Source organism: Qipengyuania flavescens, from assembly GCF_029688735.1.
In the GTDB taxonomy this organism is placed as follows: Bacteria; Pseudomonadota; Alphaproteobacteria; order Sphingomonadales; family Sphingomonadaceae; genus Qipengyuania.
This window is the reverse complement of record NZ_JARULD010000003.1, coordinates 140,876-154,638: the sequence shown is the minus strand read 5'-3', so window position 1 is coordinate 154,638 and position 13,763 is coordinate 140,876. Positions and strand designations below refer to the sequence as shown.

General features: G+C 59.0%; 10 protein-coding genes. All 10 read right to left on the bottom strand.

From position 1 onward, the window contains the following. Window positions 1-175: 175 nt before the first annotated feature. Entirely contained in the window at window positions 176-3,112 is a 2,937-nt protein-coding gene (locus P8R33_RS10560; protein ID WP_278328918.1) for a TonB-dependent receptor, read from the bottom strand. 419 nt (window positions 3,113-3,531) lie between these two features. Further along, on the bottom strand, window positions 3,532-4,503 hold the full coding sequence (locus P8R33_RS10555; protein ID WP_050599570.1) for an alpha/beta fold hydrolase: 972 nt from the start codon (window positions 4,501-4,503) through the stop codon (window positions 3,532-3,534). Next, complete coding sequence (locus P8R33_RS10550) at window positions 4,500-6,137, bottom strand: flavin-containing monooxygenase (RefSeq protein ID WP_067505813.1); 1,638 nt, start codon at window positions 6,135-6,137, stop codon at window positions 4,500-4,502. The genes P8R33_RS10555 and P8R33_RS10550 overlap by 4 nt, the downstream gene beginning before the upstream one ends. Continuing rightward, complete coding sequence (locus tag P8R33_RS10545; RefSeq protein WP_006834182.1) at window positions 6,134-7,744, bottom strand: acyl-CoA synthetase; 1,611 nt, start codon at window positions 7,742-7,744, stop codon at window positions 6,134-6,136. Before P8R33_RS10545 ends, P8R33_RS10550 begins: the two co-directional genes overlap by 4 nt. Before the next feature lie 63 nt (window positions 7,745-7,807). Then, window positions 7,808-8,899 carry an acyl-CoA dehydrogenase family protein gene (locus P8R33_RS10540; RefSeq protein WP_050599567.1) on the bottom strand — a complete coding sequence of 364 codons (1,092 nt, stop codon included), beginning with the start codon at window positions 8,897-8,899 and terminating at the stop codon, window positions 7,808-7,810. Continuing rightward, window positions 8,899-10,149: an acyl-CoA dehydrogenase family protein gene (locus P8R33_RS10535; protein ID WP_063506922.1), complete on the bottom strand. Its 1,251-nt coding sequence runs from the start codon at window positions 10,147-10,149 to the stop codon at window positions 8,899-8,901. Before P8R33_RS10535 ends, P8R33_RS10540 begins: the two co-directional genes overlap by 1 nt. 6 nt (window positions 10,150-10,155) lie before the next feature. Next, window positions 10,156-10,632, bottom strand: a complete 477-nt coding sequence (locus tag P8R33_RS10530) for a Zn-ribbon domain-containing OB-fold protein (protein WP_006834185.1) — start codon at window positions 10,630-10,632, stop codon at window positions 10,156-10,158. Continuing rightward, on the bottom strand, window positions 10,629-11,801 hold the full coding sequence (locus tag P8R33_RS10525) for a thiolase C-terminal domain-containing protein (protein ID WP_006834186.1): 1,173 nt from the start codon (window positions 11,799-11,801) through the stop codon (window positions 10,629-10,631). Before P8R33_RS10525 ends, P8R33_RS10530 begins: the two co-directional genes overlap by 4 nt. Continuing rightward, complete coding sequence (locus P8R33_RS10520) at window positions 11,798-12,490, bottom strand: Coq4 family protein (RefSeq protein WP_063511645.1); 693 nt, start codon at window positions 12,488-12,490, stop codon at window positions 11,798-11,800. The genes P8R33_RS10525 and P8R33_RS10520 overlap by 4 nt, the downstream gene beginning before the upstream one ends. An 80-nt stretch (window positions 12,491-12,570) precedes the next feature. Further along, window positions 12,571-13,713: an NAD(P)H-dependent flavin oxidoreductase gene (locus tag P8R33_RS10515; RefSeq protein ID WP_063511644.1), complete on the bottom strand. Its 1,143-nt coding sequence runs from the start codon at window positions 13,711-13,713 to the stop codon at window positions 12,571-12,573. Window positions 13,714-13,763: the final 50 nt, after the last annotated feature.

Sequence of the window (13,763 nt, the reverse complement as noted above, 5' to 3'; positions counted from 1 at the left end):
TCGCATTTGGCCGGTTCGATGACCGCCTTGTCGGTAGGCTTACGAGGCGGTCATCGAGCATTACGCCGCTCTGGAAAAGCTATAAAGTCATGGGTCGAAATACGAACTAGCTGGCACTGTCCGTTCGGGTCGTTGGGAGGACCACCAATCTCCCCGCCAACACGATCTGGACCTGTTAGAAACTGAACCCCAAAGCAACACCATATCTACGAGGATCCAAAGTGTAGATATTGGTAAAATTCCCCGAGGATGCGTCGGTCAAGTACAAGCCTGTCACCGAGCTGCTGTCGAAAATGTTCTGAACAAATCCGCGCACGAACCAACGCTCATCCGCACTGTTCAACTGCACGATCGCGTTGGCTTGCACGAATGGCTCGATCCGGTTGACCCTGCCGTTAAAGATATTGCCGTATTGCTCACCAGTCAGCGCTACGTCCACGCGAGGAACCAGAGTCATGCCATTGTCGAAAGTGGCGGTGTACTGCACACCCATCGAAACCTTCATTTCGGGGGCCTGCGGCAACTTGTTCCCTTTTAAGTTGACCTCTACGCCAGGGCTTAATACCGCAAGGCCGCTGCCCGCCGGAACGGCTCCGGCCAAGACATCGCAAATGCTGAATGCGCCGCTTGACGCAAGATTGCCGTCGTTAGGAAATTCTTCGGGACCACGAAGACCCAGAGCTGCGTTCACTCCGGCGACGAATGCGTCGGCCACGCCGGGGGCTGGCCCGGTTACGGCACAATTAGCACCGTTGCTGATATCCTTGATGATGACGGCATCAGGATCGCCGCCACCCGGGTCGCGCGGATTGGAGAAGAACTGGTCGCCGGCAACTTCCGCGTTGAGATAACTGAACGTCAAGTTGACAAGCCAATCGGGATCGGGCCGGATAACGGACTCTAGTTCCACACCCCAGATATCGGCATCGATAGTATCATTAACTGAGGTACGGGCGACGATGCGGCTAAGCTGCAACCCGCTATACTTATAGTAGAATGCAGTAGCGTTTAATTGCAGTGCGCCATTCGCAAAGGTATTTTTCGATCCGATTTCAAATGCGTCGATGGTTTCTGATCCGAAGCTTTCAGCCACATCGAAAACGGGCGAAAGGGGCGGGTTGATACCCCCGGATTTATAGCCCCTGGCATAAGATGCGTAAATCGAATTGTCAGGCGTAACTTCGTAGTCGAGCACCGCACGCCCGGTTATTTCATCGAAACCTACTTCTCTAAATTGCGTCAGCTGCTCACCTGGCGTACCAGGATCGGCATCAAAAAGACCAGAGGGACCGGTTAAGGGAGTGATCGGGCTGTCGAACGGCTCCCCGTCATTCGCGTAAGGATTGAGGAAGCTAATCAAGGTCGTGCGCGCAGTCACGTCTTTCTTGTCGTCGTTATACCGCAAACCTCCGGTGAAGGTCAGACGCTCGGTCAGGTCGACGTAGATCTCCCCGAACACACCGAAGCTCTCAAGATTAGCCTCGAGAGAATTGTTGCGGTACATGGATGTTGCGAAGTAGGATGGCGGTGCACCGCCTGCCAAAGTACCAAACGATCCCAGAATGGCACTGGCGTAGTCAAGCGCGAATGAGTTTACATAGTAACTGTTGTCGGTAGTCTTGGACTTTGCATAGATCCCTCCGAGCAGGAAATTGAATGCTCCGTCGAAATCACTGGAAAGGAGGATTTCGCCGCTCCAGGATTCGCGTTGCTCTGAAGACCTGTCGAAGGATAGCGGCGTTTCGCCGCACAATACATTACCTTCGAACGCGCCCCTGTTCCCATCATCGTTATCGGAGGTGCACAATACGCCCCCTGGGCCATTGGGGATGAGAGCCTCCACAATCGGGGTAAAATACGCCGACGAACCTGGCACGAACGCCGGTGCAGGTGCGGGGAGGCCGGTAGGCAAACCGTTGGCCGCGAAGCCGGACAACACGTTCAAGGCCGTAGCAAAGGCGGTACGATCCTGAATGCCCAGAAAGTAGTCCTGCCGGGAATCGACTTCGGTGTCCTGATAAAGACCGGTTGCAGTCAGTGTCATAGCTCCGATGCGCTGCTCGAGACGGGCCTGTAGCTGCACTTCATCGGCAAAATAGAATGGAGTATACGCCGTGTTTACCGTGCGCACATCGTCGGGCTTATCGAATCCTGCAAATGCATCGGGGCCGTACAGGCTTCCCAATCCCAGTACTGAGGGAATTCCCTGAATAGCGAAGAACTCTTGCGAACTGAGCGTTGCGCCGACTGTGGAATTGGCATTGGTGATGTCAAAGTCGCGGCGATTGTTCAGACAACCCAGCACGCCGAGCGGGTCACGCTGGCAGGCCTGCTTTTGATTACGTAAACGGGTGTCATCTTCCCTGAAATAATATGCCATGAAGTCGAGAGTGGTATCGGCACCGGGTTCAAAACGAAGAGAACCACGAACAGCGTACATGTCTCGGTCGTCGACATCCGAATTGTCGAAAAGGTTTGTGGTGTAACCGTCGCGATTCAGAAAGAATCCGGCTACCCGAACGCCGATAGAATCGACGATCGGGACATTGACCACCCCCTCGGCCTTGATGCTGTTGTAATTCCCATACTCGAACTCTCCGGCCGCGCCGAAAGAACCGAGGTCAGGCTTGGCTGTCACAAGGTTGACAACACCCGAGGTAGCGTTGCGGCCGAAGAGGGTGCCCTGCGGCCCCCGTAGGACCTCAATTCGCTCAAGGTCAAAATATTCTGTTTCGAACAGCCGGGTACCAAAAAGAGGGGAACCATTGATATGGATAGCCGTCGCTGCGTCACACGTCACACCAACACAAAGATCGCCGATACCACGGATGGTGAAGGACGACCCGGTGAAGTTGCCCTTCGAAAATGAGACGTTCGGGAGCGTCAATTGAAGGTCAGCAGCGTTTTCGATCTGCTGGCTTTCGAGAGCCGTAGCATCGAAGGCACTGACCGCGATCGGCACCTCTTGCAGACTTTGAGATTGGCGTTGGGCCGTCACGATGATTACGGATCCTTGGGGTTCCGCCTCATCAGTTGTGGAATCCTGCGCTAAAGCCATCTGCGGCCAAGCCAAGATGGCCGAAGTGGCGAGCACCATCGCTCTCAGTGTCATATAGCATCCCTTCCCATCTCTTCAGTGCGACGATAATTGGCTCCGCCGCTTACTGCAAAATGGGGCGACCTCGAGGGTCGCCCCTTAGTCTGTGGAGAGGAGAGGGAAAGAATTAGCCCAATCCCCGTCCATGGGCATATACGTCCGCGTGATATTAGTAAAGCGCCTTATCTTTTGACCCCATGGGCCACGATCCAGATCGCACGCGGAGTGAACGTTTGCTAAAGATCAGCAATGGTTGGCGCGCTAAGCGAGTTGCTCCCGATAAAGCTTTTGCCCCAGCTGGCATCGAGACCAACGAAGCGTTCGTCGTGCCGACGGCGACAATGGTTCGGATATAGTACAAGATGAATATGAACGCCCTTTGCCCCCATCTCGCTGGCCTCTGACCAGGAACCAGCCTCTTAGTATGGGGGATCTCAGAGGCTCCAAAAGGCCAGTACCGCCCGAAGCGCAGCGACGAACGCGAGCGGCTGATCCAGCATGAGATGATGGCGTGCATCGGGCACTGCAACAATTGGTATCTTTCCCCCTCCCAGTTCCCGGATATAGCGGGCGGAATCGCGATCAAAGAGCTGACTTTTCTCGCCGTACACAATCGCTTTGCGCCCGGGCGCATCGACCAGCCTCTGGCCTACTGTCAGCCATTCGTCGGGCTTGTTGCTGCGCCGGAACACTTCGGGAGAAAACTTCCATGTCCACTCCTCGCCATCGCGGCGGAGAGAGTGATAGGCCATGTAATCCATCAGGAACGGCTCACCAACTGCCTGCGGCGGCGACAGGATATACCTCTCGCGCGCCGCTTCGTAGGTGGGGTAGCGTCGCACCGGTTTGTCAGGATTACCCGACCCGGGGCTCGATCTGCCCATGGTCCAGTATTTCTCCAGCTTTTCGGGCCGCATCACCATGAGATCGCAGACAATAACGCCGGCGAAGGCATCCGGCGATTGGGAAACGGCGGTCAGCGCTGCACCCGAGCCGAAGCTATGGGCGATGATCGTCGGTCTGCTTCCATCCGCAAACAAATCGAGCGCTTCGCTGATCTCGACAAATTCCTTTCCCCGCGCAGCTATATCGGCCACGCCGCGCATCTCGCTATCGCCCATACCGGCCAGATCGAACGCCACCACGTCGTAGTCTTCGGCAAGGTACGGTGCGATGAAGGCAAAGCAGCGGGCATGGGCGAGAAAACCGTGAGTCATGAGCAATTTGGGCCGGTCACGCCTGCCCCAGCGAAGATAATGCACCCGCGCGCCACCAACCTCTACGAAGCCTTCCTCACGGGGCACGCTCAGCGCCCAGGCGAACCATTCGGGTATATCCGCCCCGTCGCCGGCCCATACGGGATCAATATCTGTTGACCCGTCGTGGATTGGTTTCATTTCATTCATTTCGGCGCAGTCTCCATACCGGATAGTGTATTCCTGATAAAACCACGATAATCGTGCCGTGCGACATCGTGGCATAGATCGGCGTAACCAGATACGCTGGGGAAATTGATCAGTTGTCGGGGTTTGCCGGGAATATTGGCGCCCATGTACCACGATTCAGCCTTGGGGAAGAGCGTCATCGACCCTACTTGGGCGACCATATCGGTCCAGCTTCGCTCGGCCAGCGCATCGGCTTCGAAAAGGCCGATCCTGTTATCGCGCAGCCAGATCAGGAAATCGCAGATCCAGTCACCCTGGATTTCGGCGCTTGTCGGACCGTTGGAAAAGCCTGAAGGGCTGAGCGGGCCGTAGGCGAACAGCATGTTCGGAAATTGGGCGACGGCCATGCCCAGATAGGCTTTGATCTCACTCTTCCATGCTTCTGCCAGCGCCAGCCCACCGCGGCCGGTGATGTTCATGTCGATGAGCCCGCCACGACCGGCATCGAAGCCGGTCGCGAAGACAATGAGATCGCACGGGATCATGCCAGTGGCTGTTTCTATCCCGGCCTCGGTGACGCGAGTGATCGCGGTGTCGTTCAGATCGACCAGCGTCACATTGTCTTGTGCGAAGATCTCGTAATAATTCTGTTCGAGCGATGGTCGCTTGGTCCCGAAGGGATGTGGCGGCTCATCGGGAGCGAGCTTCTCGGCAATGGTCGGGTCGCAGATCCGCTCGCGCACCTCGTCACGCCAGAACTCGTAGGCGTGGCGATTGGCGTCCTCGTTCGTCAGTATGTCAGCGAAATTATGATACCAGAAGCGCAACCCTCCTCGCTGCCACAAATCCTCGAAATGCGTAGTCCGCTCTTCCTCGGTCACAGCCAGGGCCGAGATGTCCAGCGATTGGCATTCGAAACCGCCACTTGTCGTAAGCCTTTTCTGGAAGACAGCGGGATATTCGGATTTTTCGCGAAGCTGACGATCAGCGTCCAGTTTTTCCTGCCGCATGGGAAGGGCGAGAATCGGGGTTCGCTGAAAAAGCGTCAGCTGCTCCGCACAGCTTGCCGCCTCCTGCGCCACCTGTACGCCGCTGGCACCCGTGCCGATCAGGGCGATCCGGCGGCCGGAAAGGTCGATGCCTTCCTGCGGCCAGCGGGCGGTATGGCACCATTCGCCTTCGAAATCGCTAAGGCCCGGGATATCGGGAATGTAGGGTTTCGAGGCGAACCCCAGCGCCGGCAAGAGGAAACGCGCGCTTACTTTTCCGCCATCGTCGAGCTTCAATCGCCAGCAGGCGGTGTCTTCATCGAACGGCGCGCTTTCGACCCGTGTTTTCATTCGCATTGCCGGCCAGAGGTCGAGCGTATCGCAGACGTGGAGGAAATAGGCGCGCAGTTCTTCCCAGCCTGGAAATCGTTCGCTCCACGTCCAGCTTTTCCATACTTCCGCAATGGAAAATTCGTAAAGTGGAACCTGGGAATCGACCCGTGCTCCCGGATAGCGGTTCCAGTACCAGATTCCGCCCGGCTGCTCCGCTGCGTCTACCAGCAGAACATCGAACCCCGCCTGACGCAGCTTGTAAAGCAGGTATATTCCGCTGAACCCGGCCCCGACGATTACGACATCATAGTCAGGAGGGGGCGAATGGCTCACGAGGCCCCGGCACCCGCTTTCGCGATGTCTTTAGCCGTAGTATAATCCGCCTTGCCGTTTGACGCGCGCAAGGCGGTTTGCGTTGGGCAAATCGCCTTGGGCGTTTTGTAACCTGCCAGTTGCTGGCGCACGTGATCCTTGATCGCTTGCGCGTCGAAGTCCGCATCCTGGGTCAAATGCACCACAGCGGTCACCGCTTCGCCCCATTTTTCGTCAGGCACCCCGACGACAAGCGCGTCGGCAATGGCGGGATGGGTTTTGAGCACTTCCTCCACCTCCTCGGGGTAAACCTTTTCACCTGCGGTGTTGATGCAGACGCTGCCGCGGCCCAGCAAGGTCAGGCTTCCATCGGATTCCACCCGGCACCAGTCGCCCGGGATGGAGTAACGCACGCCATCGATCGTCCTGAAAGTCTTGGCCGACTTTTCCGGGTCCTTGTAGTATCCTGTGGGGATTGCGCCCTTGCGGGCAATAAAGCCGGGCACGCCGCTCCCCGCCTCGACCTTCCGGTCGTTCTCGTCGAATACGTCGCAAAATTCCCCGATCCCGAATTTCGCGGTGTTGGTGCCGCCCTGTGCGGTCGTCACCGACAAGCCGTAGCCCAGCCCTTCCGAAGCGCCAAAACTGTCCATGAGGATGACCTGGGGGATATGTTTGCACAGGCCCGCCTTTACCTGTTTACTCCACATGACGCCGGACGAGATGATCGAAATCAGGCTGCTCGTGTCCCAGCGCTTCGGGTGGGCGTCCAGCGCCTGCAGCATGGGTTTGGCAAAAGCGTCACCGACAATGGCGATGCTCTGCACCTTGTGCTGGTCCACCGCATCCCACAATTCTTCCGCGTCGAAGGATGGATCGGACAGCGTGACGATGGCCCCGCCCGACATGAGCGTGCCGATAGCAGTAATGAACCCGGTTCCATGCATCAGCGGGCACGCCGGCAAAGTGATGCGCGCAAGCTCGCCCTGCTTCACCAGGGCCACCATTTCCTCCATGGTCTGGGGAACCGGACCCAGCAGCTTTTGCGCGTCGAGCTGAGCCTTGCGCATATCATCGTGTCGCCACATCACGCCCTTGGGCATGCCGGTGGTACCGCCTGTATATATGAACAGCAGGTCATCGGGAGAACGCTCGATATCGAGAGGCGCGCCGTTACCTTCTACAAGTTTTTCGTAAGGAAGCGCGAAGGAAGCGATCTGCGAAGCATCGCCGATTTCTACAAATGTATGAACCTTGGTCAACCGTTCCTTCAGTTCAAGAATGCAGTCGCGGAACTCGGAACTGTAAACAATTACCTCGCTATCGGAATCGTCGAAGATGTAGAAAACCTCCTCGGGACGGTAACGATAATTGATGTTCACGTGCGTGAGGCGGCCCTTGAAGCACGCGGCCATCAATTCCCCGTATTCGGAACGGTTGCGCATGTAGAAGGCTATCTTCGCCCCGTCGCCTGCACCTTGCGCGCGCAGATTGCGCGCCAAATTGTTCGAACGCTTCGACATTTCGGGCCAGCTAATGATCCGGTCGCCGTGAATCAGCGCCGGAGCATCTTCCGGGACCGCAGGTTCGATTGCATCAAGGATGTCGCCAAGGTTCCAGTCGATCACGTATTAATTCCTCTCTCCTTGGTGGCCACGATTTTGTCGGTAGCGTGCGCCTAATTCATCGTCTCATGCGACCTGCGTCCACCCCTGCAAGGCCGCTGCTTCGGCCCGGACCGCTTCGGGACTTCCCAGAACCTGGCGGTCGAAACCGATTCGCTTGAACCAGAAATGCAGACCTAGGAGATCGGTAAAACCCATCCCCCCATGCACCTCGGTTGAGGTTCGGGCGACAAAACGGTGGACTTCGCCCGTATGTGATTTGGCATGGCATGCCACCAGCGAAGCCTCGTCGGGCGTCGCATCGAACGCATGGGCGGCATACCAGACCAGCGAACGGCATGGTTCATGGCGGGCAGCCATTTCCGCGCACATATGCTTGACCGCCTGGAAGCTGCCGATCACTCGTCCGAACTGTTCGCGCTGCCCGGCATAGTCGACCGCTTTTTCGATCATAGCCTGGCCCGCACCGAGGCTATCGGCGGCCAGGAGCACCCGGCCGGCGTCCCGCAGGCGCCTGACTGTGGCCCCACCATCGTCCGCGAGAGCCTCGCCCGCTACGCCAGAAAACCGCAGCTCCCCTACGCTCCGGGTGCGGTCGATCGTTTTGAGAGCAACCTTCTCCAGACCCGCAGCATCGCCAGCTACGAAGTGCATACGACCGGCGGTATCGGCTACCAGAAACGCGTCGGCTTCCAGGAAGTCGAGCGCGAACAAAGCCGTTCCGTCGAGCTTTGCGCCGTCGAAGTCCACGCCTGCCCGGTCCCGGATCTCCACCGTTTCCGCGATCGCGACGGCGATTTGCGCCTCGCCCTTCGCTATCCTCGGCAGCCAGTGCGCCTTCAACTCCTCGCTACCGCCCTGTGCCAGCGCAAGGGGTGCCAGTACATGGGCACCGATAAAAGGCACCGGCGCGACGGCATAGCCGAGCTGCTCGGCCACAGCGGCGGCATCGAGCATTGTCATCCCGAGCCCGTCATGTTGCTCGGGAACCATCATTCCCCAAATGCCGATTTCGCCCAGCGCCGAACGCACGTTGTCGCTGAAGGGAACCGAGCCCTCCGCGCATTCGCGCACATGATCGAGCGGACAAGTATCAGCAAGAGTGCGGCTGATCGCGTCGCAGAGCATCTCTTGGTCTTGCGAAAGTCCGAAATCCATCAGGCGGCTCCCTTATTCTGCCCGCTTGCAACGGCCGTCGCCTGTTCGACGGCGGGAGGCGTTGCGAACTTGGGTTCGCGCGGCATTTCCAGCCCGCGTTCGGCGATGATGTTCTTCTGGATCTGGGCGGTGCCTCCACCGATGATCAGACCAAGCTGGAACATGTAGTTCCACTGCCAGGCACCGTCTTCGCGCTCGCGCTCGCTTCCGTGATAGAGTATGCCCATCTCGCCCATTGCGTCGATCGCGAGCGCGGAAATCTGATGGGCGAGCTCACAGCTCTGCAGCTTCACGACAAGTTTCGCCATGCCGCCGGCATCCCCCCTAAGGCTGTTCGACAGGATGCGCATGCCGTTGAATTTCATCGCCGCGACTTCGGCTTGCAATGCAACCAGCCGGTCACGCAGAACGGCGTTGTCCATTGCGCAACCCTGGCCGATGCGTTCTTTTTGCATCAGCCTGACCAGCGCCTGGAGCCGGTTTTCCAGTGCATCGGGGTCGCCCAGCATGCCACGTTCATGGCCCAGTGTGGCATTGGCCACGTACCACCCCTGCCCGCGCTGCCCGACGATCTGATCCAGGGGAACCCGCACGTCGGTAAAGAACGTTTCATTGAACTCGGCATGACCGGTCATGGTCTTGAGTGGTCGGACCTCGATCCCTGGTGTGTCCATCGAGAAGATCAAGTAGGAGATGCCGCCGTGCTTGGGCGCGTCCGGTTCGGTCCGAACAAGGCAAAAGATCATGTCCGCCTGCTTGGCCGTGCTGGTCCAGATCTTCTGTCCGTTGATGACAAAGTCGCCATTTTCGACGCGGGCGCTGGTCTTGAGCGCGGCGAGGTCCGATCCCGCTCCAGGTTCCGAATATCCCTGACACCAGACTATCTCGCCATTTAGGGTCGGCTCGATCCATTGCCGTTTCTGGGCTTCGGTTCCGAGTTCCAGCAGCGTGGGAACGAGCATGGAAATGCCCTGGTTCGCAAGGCCTGCGGGGATGCCAGCGCGCGAAAATTCCTCGGCAATGATCCGCGATTTCAGGATGTCCGGCTCGGCTCCGTATCCGCCGTATTCCTTGGGAATCGTACGCGCCGTGTAACCATGCAGGATCAACAGCTTTTGCCATTCGACGGCTTCGGGGGAAGGGCGCGCGGCACGGCCTTGGCCATCGGGTGCGCGGTGACCGTGGGTTTGCAGGAACTGGCGCACTTCCTCGCGAAACGCGTCATACTGGGGTCCGTAGTCGAGATCCATCTTGGTCTATCCTTCTGCGCGCGCGATCGCGACGGGTCGGAATACTGGCAGGCGAAAATCTTCGGAGATCGGCTCGAAATCCAGCGTGACCGGCAGATCGAGCTCAAGCTCGTCGAGCGCGCAATCGACCAGCCGGGTTGCCATGCGCACTCCCTCCTCCAGTTCCACCACCGCAGCGATGAAGGGAATCTCGCCGGCGAAGGCGGGATGCAGTGCCTGATGGGTCACCGTCCAGGAAAACAGCGTGCCATTGCCGGTGCTACGCTCCCACGACCATTCAGGAGAACCGCATCGGGCGCACATATAGCGCGGCAAATGCCGAAAACTGCCGCATCCTTCGCACTGCTGGAAGTAAAGGTTGCCGTCCTGACACCGGTTCCAGAATTCCTGCTCCACCGGATCCTGCGGGCGCGGCTTTGGCTTGGCTGGTGCGGCCTGCGCCGAGGGGCGCATCTTGGGCGGCAGATCTTTCTCGTCGCTCACGCAAACCTCCTCAAAATCGCTATACTGCCGTCACCCAGATCGCCCCAGCCGGTCACCAGGCCGGTCTGGGCGCCTTCGACCTGCCGCTCCCCACAATCGTGGCGCAACTGACGCACCGCCTCGACGACATGGTTCAGTCCCCAAACATGGGCCTCGCTCAGCAGGCCGCCATGGGTGTTGACGGGATAGCGCCCGCCCAGCTCGATCTGGCCATTCGCGACGAACTCTGCCTGTCCACCTGGTTCGCAATAGCCCAGGGCCTCCAGCTGAAGGAGAACCACGTAGGTGAAGCAGTCGTAGATCTGCAGAAAATCCATGTCTTCGCGATCGACCCCCGCCATTTCGAACGCGCGCGGCGCGGCGTAGCTCAGGCCGATCTTGAAGGGGTCGGGACGCGAAGGGATATCGTCGGCGGGGTAAGGATGCCCTTCAGCCGCACCGGCGATGCTCACGGGAACATGCGGCATGTCCCTGGCGCGGTCTATTCGCGAAACCACGACTGCGCATGCCCCGTCAGTCTCCAGACAGCAATCGTAGAGGCGAAAGGGTTCGGATATCCAGCGCGCGGAATGGTAGGTTTCGGCATCCAGTTCCCGGCCATAAGTGAAGGCCTGCGGATTCATCTGCGCATGGCGACGGCACGCCAGTGCAACGGCCGCCATCGCTTCCGGGCCGATATCGTAAATTCGGGAGTGCCGGGTGGCGAGCCAGGCATACATCTGCACCGGCAGGAACACGCCATACGGAATGTAATAGCCTTGGATCGTATTCGTCAGGGTGTTCATGTTCATCGGCCGCGTCGGCGGTGCGCCAGGCTTGGGCCGCAAGGCGGAATAACCGTTCCACCCGAGCGTCACCAGCACATGGTCGCATAAGCCGCTGGCAATTGCCATCGCGGCGTTCTGGAGTGCCGTGGTAGGGCTCGCCCCGCCCATGTGGACCGTAGAGGCATAGCGCAGAACTTCGATACCGAGGTTAGCCGCCATCTCTTCCGAGGTGGTGTAGATCGGCGGAGGAACCATGCCGTCGATATCCGACGGCTTCAGCCCTGCATCTGCTATGGCTTTGCGCGATGCTTCCAGCATCATGTCGACCGCGGTTTTCTCGGTGCCTTTCACGAAAGCGGTTTCGCCCACTCCGGTGATGGCCGATTTGTCGCTTAAGCTCATGCCTGCCTGACCGCCTGGTAATCGCGTTCGAGCTGTTCGGAAAGAGCGCGCACCCTCTGATAGGTCTCCGGCGGACGCAGTCGCAACTCGCGGCGGACATCCTCCAACGGACGATCGAGATTTTCTTCCCAGTAGAAGGTGGTCAGATCGGCTGCAGCCCGGCCCCGGCGCCACGCTTCAAATGCAGCGCGCGCCACTGGCAACTGGGCAGCTTCCAGTTTCATCTTGGGAATGCCGACGCCCACGATGAAAGCGATCCCGTGATTATAGAATTGCGCGTTTCCGAAGGACAGCACGCACAATTCGCCCAGTGCGTCCCTGCCGTATCCGGTGACGACATGAAACAGGTCATGCGAATCGCGAAGGCGCCGACGATAGAGGGAAACATCGGGGTCGCCGAGGTCCTCCAGACCTCCGGCCTCGCTGGCTTCCGCCAGACCTTCTGCTGTCAGACCCTCCCCGTAAACAAAATCGAGGTAGGCTCGGCCAAGCGTGCCAGACGCACAGGTCGCAAGGCGTTTGCGATCGCACAAGGTTTCAAGTAGGTCGGCCCGGTCGGAAGCGATACGCCGCCCATCGCTCGACTTCATGAAGCGATTGAAATTCCGATAATAGGAATTGCCCGACAATGCCTTGACGATACGGAACACCTGCGCCGTATCCTCCTTGTCGGCAATCAACTGCCTCATTGCCCCAGCGCTCTGAGAGGCTCTACGGGGCGGCGCAATTCATGACCTTTGGCGTAAGCCATCTTCTTGCCTCCTGCGCTTCACTTGTAGATACCAGCGGACGCCAACGCCTTCTCGGCTCCATCGACCAGGTCGCGCATCACTTCGGCGGCAGGCCGGATCGAATCGATCAGGCCGATGCCTTGCCCCGCGAAGCCGGGGATGACATCCTTGCGCTCGGCCTTGATCCCGGAGGCCATGACCGGGCCGGAGATCATCGACTGATAGGGCATCGGCAGAGGTTCCTTTCCGGCCTGCACCCAGGCGTCGGCCCATTTGTTCCGGATCATGCGCGCCGGTTTGCCGGTAAGCGATCGACTAACGACCGTATCGGTATCGCCGCTTTCGGTGATCGCCTCTTTCTGGAAGCGCTCGATGCCCGCTTCCTCGGTCGCGAGAAATGCCGTGCCGACCCACGCGCCCTCTGCCCCCAGCATCATCGCAGCGGCAACACCCCGGCCATCCGAGATACCGCCGGCCCCAAGGACAGGAACACGATCGCCAACGGCGTCGACCACCTGGGGAATCAAGGAAATAGTCCCGATCGGCGAGTTGTGACCTCCGCCATCGTGCCCTTGCGCGACGATCATGTCGATGCCCGACCCGACGACCTGTTCGGCGTGCTTGACCTTGCCGATCACCGCCATGACCTTGGTGCCATTGGCATGGAGCCGATCCATCCAGGGTTCAGGATTGCCAAGGCCGGCAGCATAAACCGGCACCTTTTCCTCGATCACCACTTCCATCTGCGCCTCAAAGAATTCCTTCGAGAACAACTGCGGGCCGCCCTTGCCCATTTCAGGCGCGCCCGCCGCCCGCATGGCGGCGGCAGCATCGACCTCCGGAAGCTCTTCACGATCCATGAAGTCGCGCGCGAACTGCTGATATTCACCCATCAGATCCATGGGATTTTGGGGTGCAGCACCGCTTTGAGGGGCAGAGCCGCGCCTGACCGACGCGGGGAGCAGCGTATCGACACCGAAAGGTTTGTCGGTCAATTCCCGGGTCTGGCGAATCCAGTCACGCAACTGATCGGGCGAACACGCCGCGGCACCCAGGACCCCGAGCCCGCCGGCATTCGAAACCGCAGCCGCCAGCGCCGGAACGCTCGCTCCGCCCATCCCGGCAAGCAGGATCGGGTACCGGATCCCCAGCATTTCGCATATTCGGCTCTTCAACGCCATTCTTCCTCTCCAGCCACTTGCCTAAACGCACACTCAAACTATTGAAAATT

Coding starts and splice junctions, on each gene's coding strand:
- P8R33_RS10525 (WP_006834186.1), bottom strand. CDS start 11,801: ATGAGCTTAAGCGACAAATCGGCCATCACCGGAGTGGGCGAAACCGCT.
- P8R33_RS10555 (WP_050599570.1), bottom strand. CDS start 4,503: ATGAATGAAATGAAACCAATCCACGACGGGTCAACAGATATTGATCCC.
- P8R33_RS10515 (WP_063511644.1), bottom strand. CDS start 13,713: ATGGCGTTGAAGAGCCGAATATGCGAAATGCTGGGGATCCGGTACCCG.
- P8R33_RS10540 (WP_050599567.1), bottom strand. CDS start 8,899: ATGGATTTCGGACTTTCGCAAGACCAAGAGATGCTCTGCGACGCGATC.
- P8R33_RS10535 (WP_063506922.1), bottom strand. CDS start 10,149: ATGGATCTCGACTACGGACCCCAGTATGACGCGTTTCGCGAGGAAGTG.
- P8R33_RS10560 (WP_278328918.1), bottom strand. CDS start 3,112: ATGACACTGAGAGCGATGGTGCTCGCCACTTCGGCCATCTTGGCTTGG.
- P8R33_RS10520 (WP_063511645.1), bottom strand. CDS start 12,490: ATGAGGCAGTTGATTGCCGACAAGGAGGATACGGCGCAGGTGTTCCGT.